This is a genomic window from Endobacterium panacihumi (assembly GCF_050847465.1).
GTDB classification, from domain to species: Bacteria; Pseudomonadota; Alphaproteobacteria; order Rhizobiales; family Rhizobiaceae; genus Neorhizobium; species Neorhizobium panacihumi.
Genome location: NZ_JBOZRA010000001.1, coordinates 244,282 through 263,799, shown reverse-complemented (window position 1 = coordinate 263,799; position 19,518 = coordinate 244,282). Strand labels below are relative to the sequence as shown.

General features: G+C 59.3%; 22 protein-coding genes. 2 read left to right on the top strand and 20 right to left on the bottom strand.

Annotated features, from left to right (window positions below):
* Positions 1–2 precede the first annotated feature (2 nt).
* The 9 genes from ACRQ1B_RS01235 to ACRQ1B_RS01195 all read right to left on the bottom strand — a co-directional run bounded on the left by ACRQ1B_RS01235 (position 3) and on the right by ACRQ1B_RS01195 (position 8,623).
* Complete coding sequence (locus tag ACRQ1B_RS01235) at positions 3–779, bottom strand: L-iditol 2-dehydrogenase (RefSeq protein ID WP_432291860.1); 777 nt, start codon at positions 777–779, stop codon at positions 3–5.
* Between the two features lie 31 nt (positions 780–810).
* Positions 811–1,815, bottom strand: a complete 1,005-nt coding sequence (locus ACRQ1B_RS01230) for an ABC transporter ATP-binding protein (RefSeq protein WP_432291859.1) — start codon at positions 1,813–1,815, stop codon at positions 811–813.
* Between the two features lie 12 nt (positions 1,816–1,827).
* Entirely contained in the window at positions 1,828–2,652 is an 825-nt protein-coding gene (locus tag ACRQ1B_RS01225) for a carbohydrate ABC transporter permease (RefSeq protein WP_432291858.1), read from the bottom strand.
* 11 nt (positions 2,653–2,663) lie between these two features.
* The gene (locus ACRQ1B_RS01220; protein ID WP_432291857.1) at positions 2,664–3,536 is read right to left on the bottom strand and encodes a carbohydrate ABC transporter permease; all 873 of its coding nucleotides are present in this window, start codon (positions 3,534–3,536) and stop codon (positions 2,664–2,666) included.
* 150 nt (positions 3,537–3,686) lie between these two features.
* Complete coding sequence (locus tag ACRQ1B_RS01215) at positions 3,687–5,000, bottom strand: ABC transporter substrate-binding protein (RefSeq protein ID WP_432291856.1); 1,314 nt, start codon at positions 4,998–5,000, stop codon at positions 3,687–3,689.
* A gap of 147 nt (positions 5,001–5,147) precedes the next feature.
* Positions 5,148–6,101, bottom strand: coding sequence for a sugar-binding transcriptional regulator (locus ACRQ1B_RS01210; RefSeq protein WP_432291855.1), 954 nt, complete (start codon positions 6,099–6,101; stop codon positions 5,148–5,150).
* Positions 6,102–6,476: 375 nt separating this feature from the next.
* Complete coding sequence (locus ACRQ1B_RS01205) at positions 6,477–7,487, bottom strand: sensor histidine kinase (RefSeq protein ID WP_432291854.1); 1,011 nt, start codon at positions 7,485–7,487, stop codon at positions 6,477–6,479.
* 85 nt (positions 7,488–7,572) lie between these two features.
* Positions 7,573–7,737 (bottom strand): DUF1328 domain-containing protein, encoded by a 165-nt coding sequence (locus ACRQ1B_RS01200; RefSeq protein ID WP_432291853.1) that lies wholly within the window; start codon positions 7,735–7,737, stop codon positions 7,573–7,575.
* 91 nt (positions 7,738–7,828) lie between these two features.
* On the bottom strand, positions 7,829–8,623 hold the full coding sequence (locus ACRQ1B_RS01195; RefSeq protein WP_432291852.1) for a response regulator: 795 nt from the start codon (positions 8,621–8,623) through the stop codon (positions 7,829–7,831).
* Between the two features lie 175 nt (positions 8,624–8,798).
* Between ACRQ1B_RS01195 and ACRQ1B_RS01190 the strand changes: the two genes are divergently transcribed.
* Together ACRQ1B_RS01190 and ACRQ1B_RS01185 are read left to right on the top strand one after the other, a co-directional pair.
* Positions 8,799–8,975: a NepR family anti-sigma factor gene (locus tag ACRQ1B_RS01190; protein WP_209018814.1), complete on the top strand. Its 177-nt coding sequence runs from the start codon at positions 8,799–8,801 to the stop codon at positions 8,973–8,975.
* A gap of 1 nt (position 8,976) precedes the next feature.
* The gene (locus ACRQ1B_RS01185) at positions 8,977–9,540 is read left to right on the top strand and encodes an RNA polymerase sigma factor (protein ID WP_427567760.1); all 564 of its coding nucleotides are present in this window, start codon (positions 8,977–8,979) and stop codon (positions 9,538–9,540) included.
* Positions 9,541–9,553: 13 nt separating this feature from the next.
* Here ACRQ1B_RS01185 and ACRQ1B_RS01180 read toward each other — a convergent pair whose 3' ends face one another.
* The 11 genes from ACRQ1B_RS01180 to ACRQ1B_RS01130 form a co-directional block, all read right to left on the bottom strand.
* Entirely contained in the window at positions 9,554–9,925 is a 372-nt protein-coding gene (locus ACRQ1B_RS01180; protein WP_432291851.1) for a DNA-binding transcriptional response regulator, read from the bottom strand.
* Positions 9,926–10,100: 175 nt separating this feature from the next.
* On the bottom strand, positions 10,101–10,547 hold the full coding sequence (locus tag ACRQ1B_RS01175; RefSeq protein ID WP_432291850.1) for a hypothetical protein: 447 nt from the start codon (positions 10,545–10,547) through the stop codon (positions 10,101–10,103).
* Between the two features lie 2 nt (positions 10,548–10,549).
* Entirely contained in the window at positions 10,550–10,891 is a 342-nt protein-coding gene (locus ACRQ1B_RS01170; protein WP_432291849.1) for an ElaB/YgaM/YqjD family protein, read from the bottom strand.
* 227 nt (positions 10,892–11,118) lie between these two features.
* Positions 11,119–11,940 carry an ABC transporter permease gene (locus tag ACRQ1B_RS01165; protein WP_432291848.1) on the bottom strand — a complete coding sequence of 274 codons (822 nt, stop codon included), beginning with the start codon at positions 11,938–11,940 and terminating at the stop codon, positions 11,119–11,121.
* The gene (locus ACRQ1B_RS01160) at positions 11,937–12,887 is read right to left on the bottom strand and encodes an ABC transporter permease (protein WP_432291847.1); all 951 of its coding nucleotides are present in this window, start codon (positions 12,885–12,887) and stop codon (positions 11,937–11,939) included. The genes ACRQ1B_RS01165 and ACRQ1B_RS01160 overlap by 4 nt, the downstream gene beginning before the upstream one ends.
* Before the next feature lie 259 nt (positions 12,888–13,146).
* Positions 13,147–14,616: an ABC transporter substrate-binding protein gene (locus tag ACRQ1B_RS01155; RefSeq protein WP_432293779.1), complete on the bottom strand. Its 1,470-nt coding sequence runs from the start codon at positions 14,614–14,616 to the stop codon at positions 13,147–13,149.
* Positions 14,617–14,828: 212 nt separating this feature from the next.
* Entirely contained in the window at positions 14,829–15,755 is a 927-nt protein-coding gene (locus ACRQ1B_RS01150) for a LysR family transcriptional regulator (RefSeq protein WP_432291846.1), read from the bottom strand.
* A 34-nt stretch (positions 15,756–15,789) separates the two neighbouring features.
* Positions 15,790–16,545 carry an ABC transporter ATP-binding protein gene (locus ACRQ1B_RS01145; RefSeq protein WP_432291845.1) on the bottom strand — a complete coding sequence of 252 codons (756 nt, stop codon included), beginning with the start codon at positions 16,543–16,545 and terminating at the stop codon, positions 15,790–15,792.
* 11 nt (positions 16,546–16,556) lie between these two features.
* Positions 16,557–17,393 (bottom strand): ABC transporter ATP-binding protein, encoded by an 837-nt coding sequence (locus ACRQ1B_RS01140; protein ID WP_432291844.1) that lies wholly within the window; start codon positions 17,391–17,393, stop codon positions 16,557–16,559.
* Positions 17,390–18,322 carry an ABC transporter permease gene (locus ACRQ1B_RS01135; protein ID WP_432291843.1) on the bottom strand — a complete coding sequence of 311 codons (933 nt, stop codon included), beginning with the start codon at positions 18,320–18,322 and terminating at the stop codon, positions 17,390–17,392. Before ACRQ1B_RS01135 ends, ACRQ1B_RS01140 begins: the two co-directional genes overlap by 4 nt.
* Entirely contained in the window at positions 18,319–19,386 is a 1,068-nt protein-coding gene (locus tag ACRQ1B_RS01130) for an ABC transporter permease (protein ID WP_432291842.1), read from the bottom strand. Before ACRQ1B_RS01130 ends, ACRQ1B_RS01135 begins: the two co-directional genes overlap by 4 nt.
* Positions 19,387–19,518 lie beyond the last annotated feature (132 nt).

The window sequence follows — 19,518 nt, the reverse complement described above, 5'->3', positions numbered from 1 at the left end:
CCTCAGCTCATCCAGTTGCCGCCATCGACATTGTAGGTCTGGGCGACGACGTATTCGGCATCGCGGCTGGCGAGGAACACGGCCATTCCAGTCAGGTCTTCCGCCGTGCCCATGCGGCCGAACGGAACGGATTCGCCGACCAGTTTCTTCTTTTCGCCACGCGGACGGTTTTCATGCTTGGCAAACAGGGCATCGACGCCGTCCCAGTGCTCGCCATCGACAACGCCGGGGGCGATCGCATTGACGTTGATGCCGTGCTTGATCAGATCGAGACCGGCCGACTGGGTAAAGCTGATGATCGCCGCCTTGGTGGCGCAATAGACGCCAACCAGCGCCTCGCCACGACGCCCGGCCTGGCTGGCCATGTTGATGATCTTGCCGCCCTTGCCGCGCGCGATCATCGACTTGGCGACGGCCTGCAGCATGAACAGCGAACCGGCGACATTGATCGAAAACAGCGTATCGTAGCTCTGCCTAGTGATCTCGACGATCGGTGCCAGATCGAACAGCGCCGCGTTGTTGATCAGGATATCGACGCCACCGGTCTTTTCCTCGACCGTGCGGATCGCCGCATCGATGGATGCCTGATCGGTGACATCGAGCTGGACCGCATAGGCTTTGGGCCCGATTTCCTTCGCGGTCTGCTCGGCGCGTTCGATATTGATGTCGGCGATGGCCACGGTTGCGCCTTCGCGCACATAGGCTTCCGCAAACGCCCGGCCAATGCCGCGCGCCGATCCGGTGATGATCGCCGATTTGCCTTCCAGTCTGCCTGTCACGGTCTTTATCCTTGATATGACAATTCTAGTCTCAGCCCGCGATGCGCAGGCCCTTGTCGTCGAAACGGTGCAGCCTGCTCTCGTCCGGCGTCAGGTAGACCGTATCGCCGTGATGAGCGCCGAATTCGCCGCTGGCGCGCGCCGTCATCTTGCCGATGCCATCGACATCGAGATGCAGGAACGTGTCGGCGCCGAGATGTTCGGCAACCGAAACAGTGCCCTTCCAAAGACCGCTTTCCTTCGAAAGCGTCAGGTGTTCGGGACGGATGCCGGCGGTCTTGGCGTTTTTCGACTGTGCGTATTCACCTTCGATCAGGTTCATGCGCGGCGAACCGATGAAACCGGCGACAAACAGGTTGCGCGGGGTGTTGTAGAGCTCCATCGGCGAACCCACCTGCTCGATATTGCCGCGATTGAGAACGACGATCTTGTCGGCCATGGTCATGGCTTCGATCTGGTCGTGGGTGACGTAGATCATCGTCGTTTTCAGCTGGTTGTGCAGATCGCTGATTTCCAGACGCATCGTGCCGCGCAGCGCCGCATCGAGGTTCGACAGCGGTTCGTCGAACAGGAAGGCCGACGGTTCGCGCACGATGGCGCGGCCGATGGCGACACGCTGACGCTGGCCGCCCGAAAGCTGGCCGGGACGACGCTCGAGATAATCGGTGAGATTAAGGATGCGGGCGGCATCCTCCACCTTCTTGTCGATTTTCGACTGTTCCATCTTCGCCATCTTCAACGGGAAGGCGATGTTCTTGCGCACGCTCATGTGCGGATAGAGCGCGTAGGACTGGAACACCATGGCAAGGCCACGGGCGGCGGGTGCCGCTTCCGTCACATCCTTGCCGTCGATGGTGATCGTGCCACCGGTGACATCTTCCAGACCGGCGATCAGGCGCAGCAGCGTGGACTTGCCGCTACCCGACGGGCCGACGAAGACGACGAATTCGCCATCGGTGATTTCCAGATCGACTGACGGGATGACCTTGGCCTCGCCGAAGTGTTTCTGGACGTTTTTGAGAGTAATGCTGCCCATGAGACCAATTCCTTACTTAACCGCGCCAAACGTGAGGCCGCGAACGAGTTGCTTCTGGCTGAACCAGCCGAGGATGAGGATCGGCGCAATCGCCATGGTGGAAGCCGCCGAAAGCTTTGCCCAGAACAGACCCTGCGGGCTTGAGAACGAGGCGATGAAGGCCGTCAGCGGTGCCGCATTGGTGGTCGACAGCTGGATGGTCCAAAAAGCTTCGTTCCAGGCAAGGATGATGTTCAGGAGCAGCGTGGAAGCGATGCCCGGCACCGCCATCGGCGTCAGCACATAGACGATTTCCTTCCACAGATTGGCGCCATCCATACGGGCCGCTTCCAGGATCTCGCCCGGAATTTCGCGGAAGTATGTGTAGAGCATCCACACCACGATCGGCAGGTTGATCAGCGTCAGCATGATCGTCAGGCCGATGCGGGTATCGAGCAGGCCAAAATTGCGGAACAGGATGTAGATCGGCAGAAGCACCGCGACGGCCGGCATCATCTTGGTGGAAAGCATCCACATCAAAATGTCCTTGGTGCGCTTGCCGGGTGCGAATGCCATCGCCCATGCCGCCGGAATGGCGAAGATCAGGGCAAGGATGGTCGAACCGATCGACAACACCACCGAGTTCATGAACGGCTTGAAGTAATCACGCTGCGTCTGCACCGTGATGTAGTTCTCGAACGTGCCCGACGGGATCAGGCTGAACCCGTCAATGGCTTCCGGCTCCGTCTTGAAGCTGGTGATGACCGCGTAGAGGATCGGGAAAAAGATCACCAGCGCCACGACCCATGCGATGACGGTCCAGACGATCTTGCTTTGCGTGGTGGATTTGCGAGCCATGATCGTCTCTCCTACTTGTCCAGGTTCTTGCCGACGGCGCGCATCAGGAAGAAGGCGACGATATTGGCGAGAACGACAGCGATGATACCGCCTGCAGCACCACCGCCGACGTCATAACCGAGACGCGCGGTGCGGTAGATCAGGAAGGTCAGGTTGGTGGAGGCATAACCGGGGCCGCCATTGGTGGTGACCAAGATTTCCGCATAGATGCCGAGCAGAAAGATCGTCTGGATCAGGATGACGACCGTGATGGCGCGGGAAAGATGCGGCAGCGTCAGGTAGATGAAGCGGTTGAAGAAGTTGGCGCCGTCCATTTCGGCGGCTTCCTTCTGCTCGCCGTCAAGCGATTGCAGGGCCGTCAAGAGAATGAGCGTCGCGAACGGCAGCCACTGCCATGCAACGATGACGATGACCGAAAACAGCGGATATTGCGCGAACCAGTCGACCGGCTGCACCCCGAAGAATTTTGCGATATCTGCGAGCACCCCGTAGGACGGGTGCATGATCATATTCTTCCAGATCAGCGCTGCCACTGGCGGCATGACGAAGAAAGGCGAGATCACCAGAATGCGCACGATGCCCTGGCCGAAAATCGGCTGGTCGAGCAGCAGACCGATGGCAATGCCGCCGATCACGGTGATGGCCAGCACACCGACCACGAGGATCAGCGTGTTCCAGATAGCGGTAAAGAAGGCCGGATCGGTGTAAAAATACTGGTAGTTGAAGAAACCACCGAAGCTGACATTCTGGGGTGTCAGCAGATTGTAGTTCTGGAAGGAGTAATACAGCGTCATCGACAGCGGTATGACCATCCAGACCAGTAGGGCAATGACGGAGGGCGCCATCATCAGCCGCGCCAACGTCTTCGTATTCTGCGTTGCCATTTCAGCGACCCTCCCTTGAGTGGCCACGCGCATCGCCTCGGCGGGAGGCGCACGCACGGTTTCATCTTCTTGTTATGGCTTTGCCCGCAACCGGGGGCGGCGGGTGTGGCTGCCCGATCGGGCAGGCAGCCACGTGTCCCTGGGAGGACGTTACTTGATGTACCCGGCGCGGGTCATGTCGCGGGTTGCCGTTGCCTGAGCGGCGGCAAGCGCGTCGTCGACCGTGGACTGGCCGGCGATGACAGCCGAGAACAGCTGACCAACCGTGGTGCCGAGAGCCTGGAATTCAGGGATCGCGACGAACTGGCCACCGGTGTAAGGCACCGGCTTGACGGTCGGCTTGGTGATGTCGGCAGCGTCCATCGCGGCAAGCGTCGGAGCGGCGAACGGGGCAGCCTTGGTGTACTCTTCGTTCTTGTAGAGCGAGGTACGCGTGCCCGGAGGAACGTTGGACCAGCCTTCCTTGGAAGCGACGAGCGCCGTGTATTCCTTGCTGGTTGCCCAGGAGATGAACTTCTGCGCCGATTCAGCCTTCTTGGAAGAAGCAGGGACTGCGAGGTTCCACGACCACAGCCACTTGCCGTGATTGTCGACGCCTTCCTTGTTCGGGAACATGGCGTAACCGACCTGGTCGGCAACCTTGCTATCCTTCGGGTTCGATACGAAGGATGCGGCGACGGTCGCGTCGATCCACATGCCGCACTTGCCCTGCTGGAACAGCGTCAGGTTTTCGTTGAAGCCGTTGGAAGAAGCGCCCGACGGGCCGGCATCCTTCATCAGGTCGGCGTAGAACTGCAGGGCAGCCTTCCACTCCGGCTGATCGAACTGCGGCTTCCACTGCTCATCGAACCAGCGACCGCCGAACGAGTTGTTCAGAGCCGAAACGAAGGCCATGTTTTCGCCCCAGCCGGCCTTGCCACGCAGGCACATGCCGCTGATGTCGGCCTTGCGGTCGGTGGTCTTGCGGGCAGCGTCAGCAATGAATTCCCAGGTCGGCTTTTCCGGCATTTTCAGGCCGGCTTTTTCGAACAGGTCCTTGCGGTACATGATCATGGCGGATTCGCCGTAGAACGGTGCCGCATAAAGCTTGCCGTCCATCGACAGGCCACCGCGGATCGCCGGCAGCAGGTCGTCCATGTCGTACTTGTCGCCGAGGCCATCGAGCGGCAGCAGCCACTTCTGCTTGGCCCAGATCGGAACTTCGTAATTGCCGATGGTGACGATGTCGTACTGGCCACCGCCGGCAGCGATATCGGTCGTCACGCGTTCGCGCAGCACGTTTTCTTCCAAGGTTACCCACTCGACCTGAATGTCGGGGTTGGCCTTGGTGAATTCGGACGTCAGGCTCTGCATACGAACCATGTCGCCGTTGTTGACAGTTGCGATGGTGAGGGTTTCGGCAGAGGCCATACCGGCAAACGCCAGCGCCGAGCAGGCGCCCAGCAGAACGGTCTTCAATGTCATATCTTCCTCCCGAGAAGATTGGATGCGAGCATTCGCTTTGCTCGTGGGCAATTACTTATCAACAGATGACAGAAGTCAATGCGGATTCGTCGCTGCACTGCGATTAAAACGTTTTAAACAATTGATTTTGTTATTATAAATTTTTGCTCACAGGGAGAGCAACTGCTCAGCCGCCGACTCGTCGGTGATCAAGCCATTGATTAGCTTACCCTTCAGGGCCGCAGCCATAGCGGGAATTTTCCGACGCCCCTGCGCAATTCCTACAACCGAGCATGTATCCCGCGATGGCAGCGGTACGGAGGCAACACGCCCGTTTATGGGGTTATCGAGCAGTTTGCCGTCATGATCGAAGAACCAGCCGCAGATTTCTCCGGCCGCTCCATTGTCGACCAGCATCTGCATTTCCTCGCGCTCGAGAAAACCGTCGAGGCAGAGCGGACCATCCGGCCCGAGTTCGCCGATACCGACAAAGGTGACGTCGGCCATGGCACCGAGCTTGATGGTGGACCGCACCAGCGCCTGATCGTGCAGCGTCTCGCGCTCCTCGACCGAGGTACACATGACCGGCAGCGGCATCGGAAAATGCCGCGCCTTGATGGCATCGGCCATGGAAAAGATGACGTTGTAATAGGCGGCCGATCCATCCGGCCCGATATTGCCGGTGAGCGACACGATGCGATGTTGCGGACATTCCATCGGCGGCAACTGATCGACCGCCGCCTTCAATGTGCGCCCCGTGCCGATAGCAACGATGATCGGATCCGGCCGCTTCAGCCAGCGCTCGATTTCGGCGGCTGCCGCTTCGGCAATGCCGACCGTGGTCGACACAGCTGCCGGATCGCTCGGCACGATCTCGATATATTTCAGGTCATGTTTGGCCTTCAGCGCCTCGGCCAGTTCCAGGCAGGCGGCGATCGGATGATCGAGCCGCACCTTGATCAGCCGCTCGGCAACGGCCAGCGACACCAGCCGCTGCGCCGACTGGCGGGAAATGCCCATGGCGCTGGCAATCTCGTCCTGGGTGCGCCCCGCGACGTAATAAAGCCAGCCGGCGCGCGCCGCATCGTCGAGCCGTCCTTGCGAATCCGACCGTTTTGCCATGACAGAAATCTCCTCTTGCGATTTGCTGACATGTTTTGGGAGGGGCTGTCAAACGACAAGACAAGTTTGAATACGATCTGCCCGACCTGAACGACAAACCACCAGAAAGGCGAGCCGGCTCGGCGCTGCATCGCGACCAAGGGGAAAAACAATGAGGACAGCCCAAAAAAGAACTGGCCCGGTTTCCGGGGGAAACCGAGCCAGATCGTCTCTTCGAGGGGGATGAAGAGTTTATCTGGAAGCTTGAAGGGCGGGGGACGGGGGCGCTTCCAGATGTAGTGATAACGGACTTGCCCAAATTTGGTTCCGGCGGCTCACAGAAAAAATTCGAAAGCGATCGATTTTTTTAAGTGCTTCTAGAAAAAGCCAATAAAATCATTCCGCCACGTCGAGCGGGAACGTCAGGCTGTAGCAGATTTCCTTGTCGGAGATGGCATATTGCGCTTTGCCATTAACCGACGCGGGGACGACGCGCTCCAGAACGGTACTGCCGAAATGCCCTTTCAACGTTTCCTCGTTGACAAGACTTTCACTGGCGGAAGGATCAAGCTTTTCCAGCCAGTACACTTCGAGACTGTCGTGACCATCAACCAGCACCCGATTGCAGGTGACTTCGATGGCGCGACGGCTGGTGAGCAGCGAACCATGACTGACCGCATTGACGATCAGTTCATGCAATGCCAGCCCGATATGCAGGGAGGCATTCGGCGTCAGCAGGACATCATCACCCTTGACCACGACCAGGTGAGCGTTTTCCGGCAGGTATTTCTGGGTCTGTTGTTCAACGAGTTCGCGGAAATACGCGCCACGCCAGCTTGAATCCGTGATCAGGTCCTGGCTCTGGGAGAGGGAATAAAGTCGCCCGCGGAACTTGTTCAAAAACATGTCCAGCGTGCCGGAGTAACGCGCCGTCTGCAGGGCAATACTCTGGATGATGGCGAGCAGGTTTTTCGAACGGTGGCTGACTTCGCGCAGAAGCGCACGCAAAAGACGCTCGCGATGGCGCTCTTCGGAGCGGTCGATAATGGTGGTGACCAGATGCATGTCGCCATCGGACAGGCTGATGGCCTGCACCCGGAACTCGAACACATCTTCAGAACCGACGGCGATCTCGATATGCGCCTTGTCGCCCGGTTTCCGGATCGCATCCTTGATGGTGGAAAGCTTGTCGGCAATTTCCTCGCCGAACAGGCTGCGATCGGTCGGCGCACGACCGTCCGCAATCACCCATACGGATGGCAGGTTCGTCACGAAAAGATATTCGCGCACCGCATTCTGAATGATGATGCTGGCGCCGAGATCCACGAGCGCAGGCATGAAAAAGCCATGGAGCTTGTCGTCACTCTCTCCGGCCTGCTGCCATGTCAGCTGATGCGCCAACTGCATCACCCCGCCTGCTTGTCTAACTTAAGGGAAGCACCGAAAGCCGGGAACCGGCATCCGGTTGATCAAGAGCATTTCTTATAGGCTGTCAGGTTCGCCTGAACAACCCGATCACCAGCGATATGACCAACAGAATGAGGAAGAGATAGAACAGGATCTGGGCAATTCCAGCCGCCGTGCCCGCCACTCCACCGAACCCGAGAGCGCCGGCTATCAGCGCAATCACGAGAAATACCAGAGCGTAGTACAACATGGCGATTTCCTTTCGTTTTCTTGCGAAAGAACGTCGCCATGTCTCCTTTGTTCCTGATCTGTTTCAATATCCTGCCGGAACCCGCCGCCGGTCAGGCCGCAGCCTTGACCGCCTCATTGAAGAACAGTGCCTGACTGATCAGCGCCTTCACCATATCCGGGTTGAATGGCTTGGTGACGAGGAAGGCCGGTTCAGGGCGTTCACCCGTCAGCAGACGTTCCGGGAAAGCCGTGATGAAGATGACCGGCACGCTGGACGTGCGCAGGATTTCATTGACGGCGTCGATGCCCGAACTGCCATCGGCGAGCTGAATATCCGCCAGAACCATTTTCGGCTGCGAGGTCTGGAACAGCGAAATGGCTTCCTTGTGTGTACGGGCAACACCCGTGACACGGTGGCCGAGGTCCTGAACCATCTGCTCGATATCGAGTGCGATCAGCGGCTCGTCTTCGATGATCATGATGTCGGTCGCGACCTGACGCGAAATCTCGCGCGATGCCTCATCGAGAAGCTGGGTTGCTTCCTCGGTGGTGAGATCGAGGATTTCGGCGGTTTCTTCGATGGTGAAACCTTCGACCGAGATCAGCAGGAACGCGTGACGCGCCTTCGATGGCAAGGCCGAAAGATTGGCGACGGCGCGCTGTTCCCATGCAAACGGCGATTCGATCGGGCGGATTTCAATGGATGTGGAACCAAAGATCGCAACGAAAAGTTTATACAGCGACACGCGATCCTTCGACGTCTCGGGAAAGATCGAGATATCGGCAATCAAGGCTTCGAGGACCGCGGCAACATAGGCGTCACCCGATGTCTGCGATCCGGTGACGGCACGAGCGTATCGACGCAGGTATGGAAGGTGAGACGCGACGCGCGTGGTAAGTGACATAAATATATTCTCCCCTGAGCCCAGCGGGCAACTAACTGGCTTGAAACGGTCGGCGACAAAAAAAGTTCCGACCGTAACGGAACTTTTTTGGTCGTCGTGCATTCTGTTGTCAGTGATATCGCAACAGGCTGCCCGCGTGATGAGTGAACAAGATAGCAGAAAAAAAGAAAAAACAATGACGACAGCGCAAGCGAAAGACTTTAGGCCCGGTGCGACGCTTCCCAATGCGGCAATCTCGCGCAAGCTGCGCGACTTTTACGATGCCGTACAGGAAGAAGGTATTCCTGACCGTTTTCTCGACCTTCTCGAGCGCCTTGAACAGGCCGAGAAAAACGCGAAATCGGGGACGTAACATGACAGAGCAGGAACTTGCCGACCGCGCGTTCAAGCGCGACCTCCTTGCATCCCTGCCTAATCTTCGTGCCTTCGCGGTTTCCCTGACCGGTCGCCACGACAAGGCGGACGATCTCGTGCAGGACACGATCATGAAAGCCTGGGCCAACCAGACCAGCTTTACTGCCGGCACCAATATGCGTGCCTGGCTGTTCACAATCCTGCGCAACGAATTTTACAGCCAGATGCGCAAGCGCGGCCGTGAAGTGCAGGATTCGGACGGCCTTTTCTCCGAACGCTTCTCCGTTCACCCGGAACAGTATGGCCGCCTCGACCTGCAGGATTTCCGCAAGGCGCTCGACAAGCTGCCGGATGACCAGCGCGAAGCCATCGTTCTCGTCGGCGCTGCCGGTTTTGCCTATGAAGAAGCCGCCGAGATTTGCGGTTGCGCCGTCGGCACGATCAAGAGCCGCGTCAGCCGCGCGCGCACCCGCCTGCAGGAATTGCTGGGTGTTTCCGGCGAAGGCGATTTTGGCCCCGATCCGGGCGATGCCGCCATCACGGCCCGCGCCTTCGGCAGTTGAGCCGCTCTAAAAGTTACCTAGGAGGAGACGAAACGTCGCGATCACTGGTCGCGGCGTTTTTTACGGCCTCGATCAGCGTTTTGTCGTCGAAAGGTTTCAGCACCACCGGCACATTCGGCCAGGCTGCAAATCCGTTCGCATTCATGTGTGAAAGGCTGGACAGCACCACTGTCGCTCCGCTCGCGGAGATGCGCCGGGCGGCATCAGCGACATCGTCCTGAATGACACGCACGTCGATCAACACAACATCGAAACGGCGATTTTCAAGAATGTCCGGATAGTCTCGGGGCATGGCGATTTCCACATCGCAACCCAAAGCATCGGTCAGGACCTGTTCGCCATCGAGCGCTACCAGATATTCGGGGTCGACAACGAGAACACGCAAATTCCGGGCATCCTGATGGTGATTTGGGTACAAGGCCATCAGCGGTCTAGATCACCCAAACAGGGGTGGTCTTTATAAAATGATACATCCGCGACGTGTTCTGTCGCGAACGGCAATAAAAATGGGACGCGAGCTGGCTGCCGCGTCCCATTCTGATCATCACCAATGACTGCTATCAGGTCTCGTCGCCGGACCGGCCGGAGCCGCCGAGCGTCTTGCCTAGCACCATGGCCAGACCACCGGCAATGGCAACGGCCGCAAGTGGCTTGGAACGAATTACCATCGGCAGGGCGGACATGGCAGCCGTCAGCATCATCGCCTTGCCGCTATTTGCGGCCGCCGCCTGACGCCGGCGTTTTTCTTCAGCCCTGTTGGACAGCATGATGGCAAGGAAGAAGATCAAAGCCACGATGAAAGCTGCAAAAGCCACCACTGCGGCGGCAGCGGCCGGATGCATCATTGTAGCAAGGTAGATACCAAGTGCAGTCACGCCCGCGGCATAGGCCGTGAGCATGAAAAATCCTGCTATCGCATAAAGCACGGCATTGCGGCGAATCCGCTTGGTAAAAGCATGGATATCAACCGCAAGCAGCGATGCCAGGATAGGGGCCAGCCCCCCCATGATCAGCGCCGTGCCAGAAGGGCGAACAGGAAGCCGACACCTGCGGCAATCGCCACCGACTGCAACGGGTTGGTGCGGATCTGGCGCTCAAGATCCTTTTCGAGCGACAAGGCCTGCTCACGGGCCGCCTCGACCATGTTCAGTGAAGCGTCGGCTGCTTCATCCGTGGCTCTCTTTACGCGACGGGTGACATTTTCGGCCTTCTGGGAGCCGGCAGCAGCAACTGTGCGCGCGAGAACGGCGATGTCTTCGCGCAGCTGCGACAGCTGCAGTTCGATTTCCTGCGCGTAAGCTGCCGATGCGGCTTCACCGGGAATATCCTTGGTCGAATTTACAGGCGCCATGTCAATCTCCTTTGACTATCGTCGAGTGGGCGGATTTCACCGCAATCGAGGACAAAAGGGGATGTCAGGAAAGATGACGGCAGGTAAAATCTGCCGGAACGCCCCCGTGACGACCGCCCCGAAATGCATGCCAGCGAGCGGGCACACGTTTCCTGTCTTCGGTTCACGGCTTAAACGCGATGACACCACTTTTGTTCCAGCCCATTTGCGACAATGAAATGGAAGGCTCAGCGTCGCTCTCTCGGATCGAAAAGATCGCGAAGACCGTCGCCCAGCATGTTGAACCCGAGCACGGCGAGCGCGATGGCGAGGCCCGGCAAAAGCGCCAGCCAGGGAGCCTGCCCGAAAAACGTCTGCGCATCGGCCAGCATGCGGCCCCAGGTGGGAGCCGGCGGTGGCATGCCGAGACCGAGATAGCTCAGGCCCGCTTCTGTGAGGATCGCAAGACCCAATTGGATCGTCACCTGAACGATGATCTGGTTGGAAATATTGGGCAGGATGTGAATGAGCGTGATCTTGGTTTTCGAGCGACCGATCGCAATCGCCGCCATCACATAGTCCCGCGTCCAGATCTGCAGCGCCGCGCCAAAGGTCAGGCGGGCAAAAACCGGCACCATGAAGGTGGCGATCGCCAGAATGGCGGTGAACCGCCCTGCCCCCAGAAACGCTCCAAGCATCATCGCCGACAGGATCGGCGGTAGCGCAAAGATGATGTCGCAGATGCGCATGAGAATGATTTCCGCCCAGCCACGCCGCGCCGCAACGAGAACACCTATGACCGTCCCGATACTGGCCCCGATCGTTACCGCCACCAGCGCAATCGACAGCGAATTCCACGCGCCGACCATCAGCATCGAGGTCAGATCGCGGCCGAACTGGTCCGTGCCAAAAAGCCCGGCAGAGAACGGCGGCTTCAGCTTCAGCAGGATCTGCATTTTTGACGGGACCGCCGGTGTCCAGACCAGCGACAGCAAGGCCACGACTAGAAGCGTCAGCGTGATGACCAAGCCGGCGACGAGAACGGGGCGGCACAGAATGCGTGCAATCATTGCGCCTTCGCCCTCAATCGCGGATCGATGACCAGATAGGCGAGATCAACGAGGAAATTCATGATGATGACGAGCGCGGCAAAAAACAGGACGACATTCTGCATGACGATGATGTCACGCTGCGACAGAGCCTGAAAGGCAAGCCGCCCCAGCCCCGGCAGGTTGAAGACGTTTTCGACCAGAACCGCGCCGGCCACCAGAAAGGTGAATTGCAGACCGAGCATGGTGATGACCGGGATCAGCGCATTTGGCAAGGCATGCCGCCATAGCGCCGCGCCTTCGCTCAATCCCTTGGCGCGGGCGGTACGGACAAAATCCTCGCGCATTACCTCGATGACGGATGTGCGCGCCACCCGCGTCAACACACCGGCCTGCGCCAAAGCCAGGGATATGGCCGGCAGAACCAGCGCTTTCAATGCGGGGCCGATACCGGCCGCCCAACCGGGAAAACCACCGGCCGGCATCCAGCCAAGACTGGAAGAGAACAGCAGGATCAACAGCAGACCCACCCAGAACCCCGGCATGGCGATGCCGGCATAGGAAAACAGGCCGACGAACAGATCGATCGGACCATTGCGGTGCCGGGCGGCCGTGACACCGAGCGGGACGGCTATCGCCACCGACAGGACAATGGCCATCAGCGCCAGCGGCAAGGTCACGGCCAGGCGCTCGACGATCAAACCGGCGACCGGAACGCTGTAAGTGTAAGAGTTGCCGAAGTCGCCCTGCAGCACGCCCGCAAGCCATGAGAGGTAACGCACCGGCATGGGCTGATCGAGACCCATCTGTTTTTGCAGGGCCGCCAGCGTATCGGGACTGGCCGAGGTGCCGAGCATGATCGCCGCCGGATCGCCGGGCAAAAGGTTCATGACGGCGAAAACCAGCAGAGAAACGGCCAGAAGCGTGATGATGAGGCTGGCGATTCGGCGGGTGAGGATGCTGATCATGGGTGGCCTGCCAACCCGTGAGAAATAGTAGGAATTCCGACGGTGAGGCGCCCTCCCAACAATCTCCCCCCTTGAGGGGGAGATGTCACGAAGTGACAGAGGGGGGTGAGCAACGGTACGGCAGATATATCGAAAGCAGCGTTTGCGCGGGAATTACCCCCCTCTGCCCTGCCGGGCATCTCCCCCTCAAGGGGGGAGATCGACTGGGCGCATCCTAGCAACTCCATCTTCGATCGCGCCGGAATAGTCACCAATTCCCTCACTCTGCCCAAAACACATCCGTCAGCACATTCGACGGGATCGGTTCGTTTTCCCACAGCCCCTTCAATCTCCCATCCCACACCCCGAGCTTCGGCATGACAAACAGAAACAGCGACGGCACGTCATCAGCGAGAATCTTCTGCGCCTCGCCATAAAGCTTCGCCTGCTCGGCCGGGTCGGCCGTTTCCTGCACCTTCTGCAAAACCGCGTTATAGGCCGGGTTCTTGTAATTGAAGTAATAGGGATCGCGTGCGTAGATATCGAGGTCCATCGGCTCCGCATGCGCCACGATGGTCATCTCGTAATTGGCGGCCTTCAACACATCCGACACCCACTTGGCCGGAAACTCGGTGGTTTCGATCGTCATCGTCACGCCGATTTCGGCAAACATCGCCTGCAAAATCTGCGCGCTACGCTGCGCATAGGCCATCTGCGGCGCCTTGATGGTGAAACTCAGCCCGTTCGCATAACCGGCCTCTGCCAGCAGCGCCTTCGCTTTATCGACATCATACGGATAGATGCCGGTCAGATCGATGTAACCCGGATCATTCGGCGTATAATGGCTGCCGATAGCGGTACCGAGCCCAGACCATGCACCATCGACGACGGTAGCACGATCAACGGCCATCATCAGGGCCTGGCGCACACGCTTGTCATTGAATGGCTTGGTCGCATTGTTCATGCCGGCCACGACCTTGAGTTCCGTATTGCCGATGACGGTGACTAGTCTCTCGTCACCCTCGAAACTGTCCATAAGTTCCGGCGCACCGAATTCCGGGAAAGCATCGACATCGCCGGCTTTCAAGGCCGCCGCCTGCGCCTGCGGATCGCCGATAAAACGGAAGGCAGCCTTTTCGAGCTTCACCGAAACGGCCTTGTTCCAGTAGTCGGCATTTTTCGAAAGCTCGACCTGGGATCCTTTTGCCCAGTTGACGAAACGGAACGGCCCGGTGCCGACGGGCGTCACCTTGTTGTTTTCCGCCGTCTTGGGCGCCACCATCACCGAGGCCGGCCATGCCAGCCAATAAAGCAAGCTGCCGGTCGGCTGTTTCAGCTTCAGCACCAGCGTTGCCGCATCCGGCGTTTCAACGCTATCGATGGTGGAAAAATAGCGTTTTTGCGGATTGACGCTATCGGCACCGCGGGCGCGATCGATGGTGAATTTTGCGGTCGCGGAATCGAACACCTCGCCATCGTGGAATTTTACGCCCTGACGCAGCTTGAACGCGTAGATCAGCCCATCCGGAGACACAGCCCAGCTTTCGGCAAGAAGCGGTACGACCTTACCATCCCGGTCGATCGTCGTCAGGCCCTCAAAAACATTCTGCCATGTCACCTGACCGATCATCACCTGCGCGCCGACGGTCGGGTCCAGCCCGCCCGGCTCGACGGCCATTCCCACCGTAACCGAGGTTTTCGCTGCGAATGCAATGCCCTGCCCTGCTGCCATCACAGCCGTCGCCACCATGAGACCCAAAGCGGTGCGCCTTGTGATGGCGATAGATGCGGCAGCGATGGAAAAAATCGTCTTGGCCATTCGTGGTCTCCATTCCGGCAGGTCAACCGAAAGACAAGTTGGTCGGTGCCCGCTGACTGACAGGAAGTGTCATTTCGAGGGCGCACACACAATGCAGATTTTTTCACATCTGTGTAGCGAAAAACGATACACAACAGATTTTCTCAATCGGCCTTTTTGTGAGAGTTTTTGCGTGTCGCCGTGTCGCGCATGAAAGTCTCGATGAAATCGACAAGCGTTGCTGCCGCAAACGAAAGCTGTCGGTCCGGCGCGACGCACAAATCCATCGGCGTTCTGACCGCTTTTCCACCGGCTACCGGCACCGCCACCATCTGCCCCGCCTCGATTTCCCGCTTCACGGACAGCGCCGGCAGAAGCGTGACAGCTGCCTGCCGCAGGACCAGTTCCTTGAGCATTTCCAAGGCACCGGTCACGAAGACCGGATCGAGTTTCAGACCGGCCTTGGCAAACACATCCTCGAATGCCTGGCCGGCACTGAATGATCTGTCGGGCAACGCCAACGGCATCTCAACCAGCTGCTCCAGCGAAATTTCCTTTGCTCCGGCCGCCGGATGATCGGCGGATAGAATGACGTCATAGGTGACGTCGGAACGCATGAGCACCTTCAACCCCGGCATTTTCGGTGCAAACAGCGCCACGACGACATCGGCCTTGGAGGATGCCAGTGCTTCCACCGCCTCCCGTGCCGAGGTGATCACCACCTCGAAGCGCAGTTTTGGATATGCCAGACTGAACTCGGCCAGAACCGGCGCCAGCAGGTTCGCGACCGTCGCGCCATTGGCGTAGATCGACACCTTGCCATGCTGGAGACCCTGCATGTCATCGATCAGCTGATGAACGTGCCGCAGTTCGCGCAATGTTTTGCCCGCCCCCGCGGCCAGCAACTCGCCGGCAGCCGTCAGGCGGATGCCGCGATTGTTGCGCTCCACCAGCGGCGTCCCGAAATGGTCTTCTAAGGCTTCGATCTGACGACTGACGGCGGTCGGCGCAACGCCGAGATTTTCCGCCGCAGCACGCATGGAATTGGTGCGCACCAGTTCATCAAAATACATCAGGGCGCGAAGGTGCATGCGATCATCCATTCTCAGGCGCGGCAAGGAAAAATCAGCCGCGACGAAAACCTTCGCTGGCGACCAGAAGCTGGCGCGTATAATCCTCTGAAAACGCGCGCTTTTCCAGTGCCTCGACCGGTACGGTCTCGACAATCTTTCCGTTTTTCATCACCGCCACCCGTTCGCACATATGGCTGATGACGCCAAGATCATGGCTCACCATGACAAAGGTCAGGCCTCTATCCTTGCGGGCCTGCTCCAGAAGATTGAGGATTTCCGCCTGGATCGAGGCATCGAGCGCTGAGGTCGGCTCATCCAGAAGCAGGATTTTTGGCTCAAGGATCAGTGCGCGGGCAATGGCAATGCGTTGCCGCTGACCACCGGACAGCTGGTGCGAATAACGGAAGCGGAAACCGGCGCCCAAGCCCACCTCATCCAACGCGCGGGCGATACGACCATCGACATCATCAAAACCATGGATGGCGAGCGGTTCCAGCAACAGCCGATCCACCGTCTGGCGCGGATGCAGCGAGCCGTAAGGGTCCTGAAACACCATCTGCACGGTGCGGTAAAATTCCTTGTCCCGGCTGCGACTGCCATAGCTGCGGCCATCGACGCTAAGCGTGCCCTCGTCAAAACGGTTGAGGCCCGCCACGGCGCGCAGAAGCGTGGACTTGCCGGAACCGGATTCGCCGACAATGCCAAAAGATTCGCCGGTGGCCACATCGACGCTTACGTGATCGAGCGCCACATACTCGTCAAACGTCACGACCATGTCGCGGACGGAAAGTGCGGTTTTGTCTGTCATCGTTCCAGTCATCACGCCGACCACTCCACCTTGCGCTCCAGCACCGGCAGCGGATGCCGGTCGGTGCCGATGGTCGGCAGGCAGTTGAGAAGGCCCTGCGTATAAGGATGTTTCGCCTGCGCCAGATCGGCGGACGGCAGTTCCTCGACGATACGCCCGGCATACATGACGATGACGCGGTCGCAGAAGGACGAGACGAGCCGCAGATCGTGGCTGATGAAGACCAGCCCCATGCCGCGCTCGGCCACCAGCTTGTCGAGGATGGAGAGCACATCGAGCTGCACCGTCACATCGAGCGCCGAGGTCGGCTCGTCGGCGATCAGCATTTCCGGGCCGCAGATCAGCATCATGGCGATCATCACCCGCTGGCCCATGCCACCCGAAACCTCGTTCGGATAGAGCCCGAAAACCCGCTCGGGATCGCGGATCTGCACCGCCTCCAGCATTTTTAGTGCCCGCTCACGCGCTTGCGAGCGGCTGAGTTTTTCATGTGCGAGCAGTGTTTCGATGATTTGGCGGCCGATCGTCATCACCGGGTTCAGCGAATATTTCGGGTCCTGCAGTATCATGCCGATGCGTTTGCCGCGCAGGTCCCGCCGTTGTTTTGGCTTGGCGTTCAACAGGTCTATGCCGTCGAACTCCAGCTTCGATGCGGTGATTTTTGCGTGGCCGGGCGTCAGGCCCATGATGGCCCGGCCGGTCTGCGATTTGCCTGACCCGCTTTCACCGACAATGCCCAGTCGTTCACGACCGAGCGTAAACGACACGCCGCGCACCGCCTGTACCTCGCCGGTGCGGGTGGGAAAGGTGACGCGCAGGTCATCGACCGTCAGAAGAGGCGCACTCATTGGCCGGCCTCCTTCGGATCGAGCGCATCACGAAGGCCATCCCCCAAGAGGTTGAAACCGAGACTGACGACAAGGATGGCAAAACCCGGCATGGCCGCAACCCACCACTGGTCGAGAATGAAGCGGCGGCCGGAAGCGATCATCGCCCCCCATTCCGGCAGCGGCGGCTGTGCGCCCAAGCCCAGAAAACCGAGACCGGCGGCAGTCAGAATGATGCCGGCCATGTCGAGCGTCACCCTCACGATCAGCGAGGACAGGCAGAGCGGCATGACATGGCGCAGCACGATGCGGAAGGGCGAAGCGCCCATCAGTTTGACGGCCGAGATGAATTCCGAGTTGCGAAACGTCAGCGTCTCGGCACGGGCGATACGTGCATAAGGCGGCCATGAGGTGACGGCGATGGCGAGAATGGCGTTTTCGATGCCGGGGCCGAGAGCGGCGACCAGCGCCAGCGCCAGAACCAGCTTTGGAAAGGCCAGAAAGATATCGGTAATGCGCATCAAAATGGCATCGATCCAGCCGCCGGCATAACCGGAAACCGTGCCGACGATCAGGCCGATCGGTGCTGCAATGACCGCAACGAGCACGATCACCATCAATGTGAGGCGCGAACCGTGGATCAGGCGCGAGAGAATATCGCGGCCCTGATCATCCGTGCCGAGCCAGTAACCGGCGCTGCCGGGTGGCAGCAGGCGGGCATTCATCAGGTCGCCCTGCACCGGATTGTGCGGCGCCAGCACATTGGCGAATGCAGCAACGAAAAGCAGCAGGATGATGATGCCGAGGCCAACCAGTGCCAGCCGGTTTTCGGAAAACCGCCGCCAGATCACATAGGCGCGGCCAAGACGGGCCTGATGGCGCGAGGTGGGGCGGTCGGACAGCAGCCAATCGCGGCTATAGGGTTTAAAAGTCTGTTCCACAACGCTCATCGGCTGCGTGTCCTTGGATCAAGCGTGCGGTAAAGAAGGTCGGACAGGAGGTTGATGGCGATGAAAACGGAACCGACAATGATCGTTCCGCCCAAAACCGCGTTCATGTCCGCATTCTGCAGCGAATTGGTGATGTAGAGACCGAGCCCCGGCCAGGAGAAGATGGTTTCGGTCAGCACCGAACCTTCCAGCAGCCCGGCATAAGAGAGCGCGATCACGGTGATCAGCGGGACTGCGGCATTGCGCAGCGCGTGAAACCAGATGATCCGCGTTTCCGACAGACCTTTTGCGCGGGCGGCGACGATATATTCCTGTTGCAACTCGTTGAGCATGAAGGACCGCGTCATGCGGCTGATATAGGCGAGCGAGAAATACCCGAGCAGCGCACCGGGCAGGATGATGTGGCGGAAGGCATCCCAGAACACATCCCATTGGCCCTGCACGAGACTGTCGAACAGGAAGAAACCGGTGATCGGCGTGAACGTGTATTCGTAGACGATATCGAGACGTCCGGGATAAGCCACCCAGCGCAGCTTTGCGTAAAACAGCACCAGCGACAGAAGACCGAGCCAGAAGATCGGCACGGAATAACCGATCAGCCCGACGACGCGCACGATCTGGTCGGCAATGCTGCCACGCTTGACGGCGGCGAGCACGCCGAGCGGAATGCCGATCAGCGCACCGAAAAGCGTGCCGATCGTCGCCAGCTCCATCGTCGCCGGAAAGACACGACGGATATCGTCCATCACCGGATTGGTGGTGAGAACCGAAGTGCCGAAATTGCCGGTCAGCGCATCACGAACGTAGAAATAGAACTGCTGGTAGAGCGGCAGGTTGAGGCCCAGCTGCGCGCGCACACGTTCCACCACATGGGCGGGCGCACGGTCGCCGACGATGGCGAGTGCCGGATCAATGGGGATGACGCGGCCGATGAAAAAGGTGACGGCCAGAAGGCCGAGGAAAGTCGTGACGACAGTCACCAGAAAACGGAGAACCGCCTTGCCGGTGGTGGAGGAACGGCTGCGCTTGCGCCGTGTCGCTGCCGTCGTATCGGTGAGAGTCAAGAAGATCTCCTCAGCGTGATGCTATGGATTTGAGGCGTTGCGGCCAGCCCCTTCTCCCCGCCTGCGGGGAGAAGGTCCGGAGCGACAGCGAGGGGATGAGGGGCCGACGCAGGCTCGGCGGTTCGGGCTTGC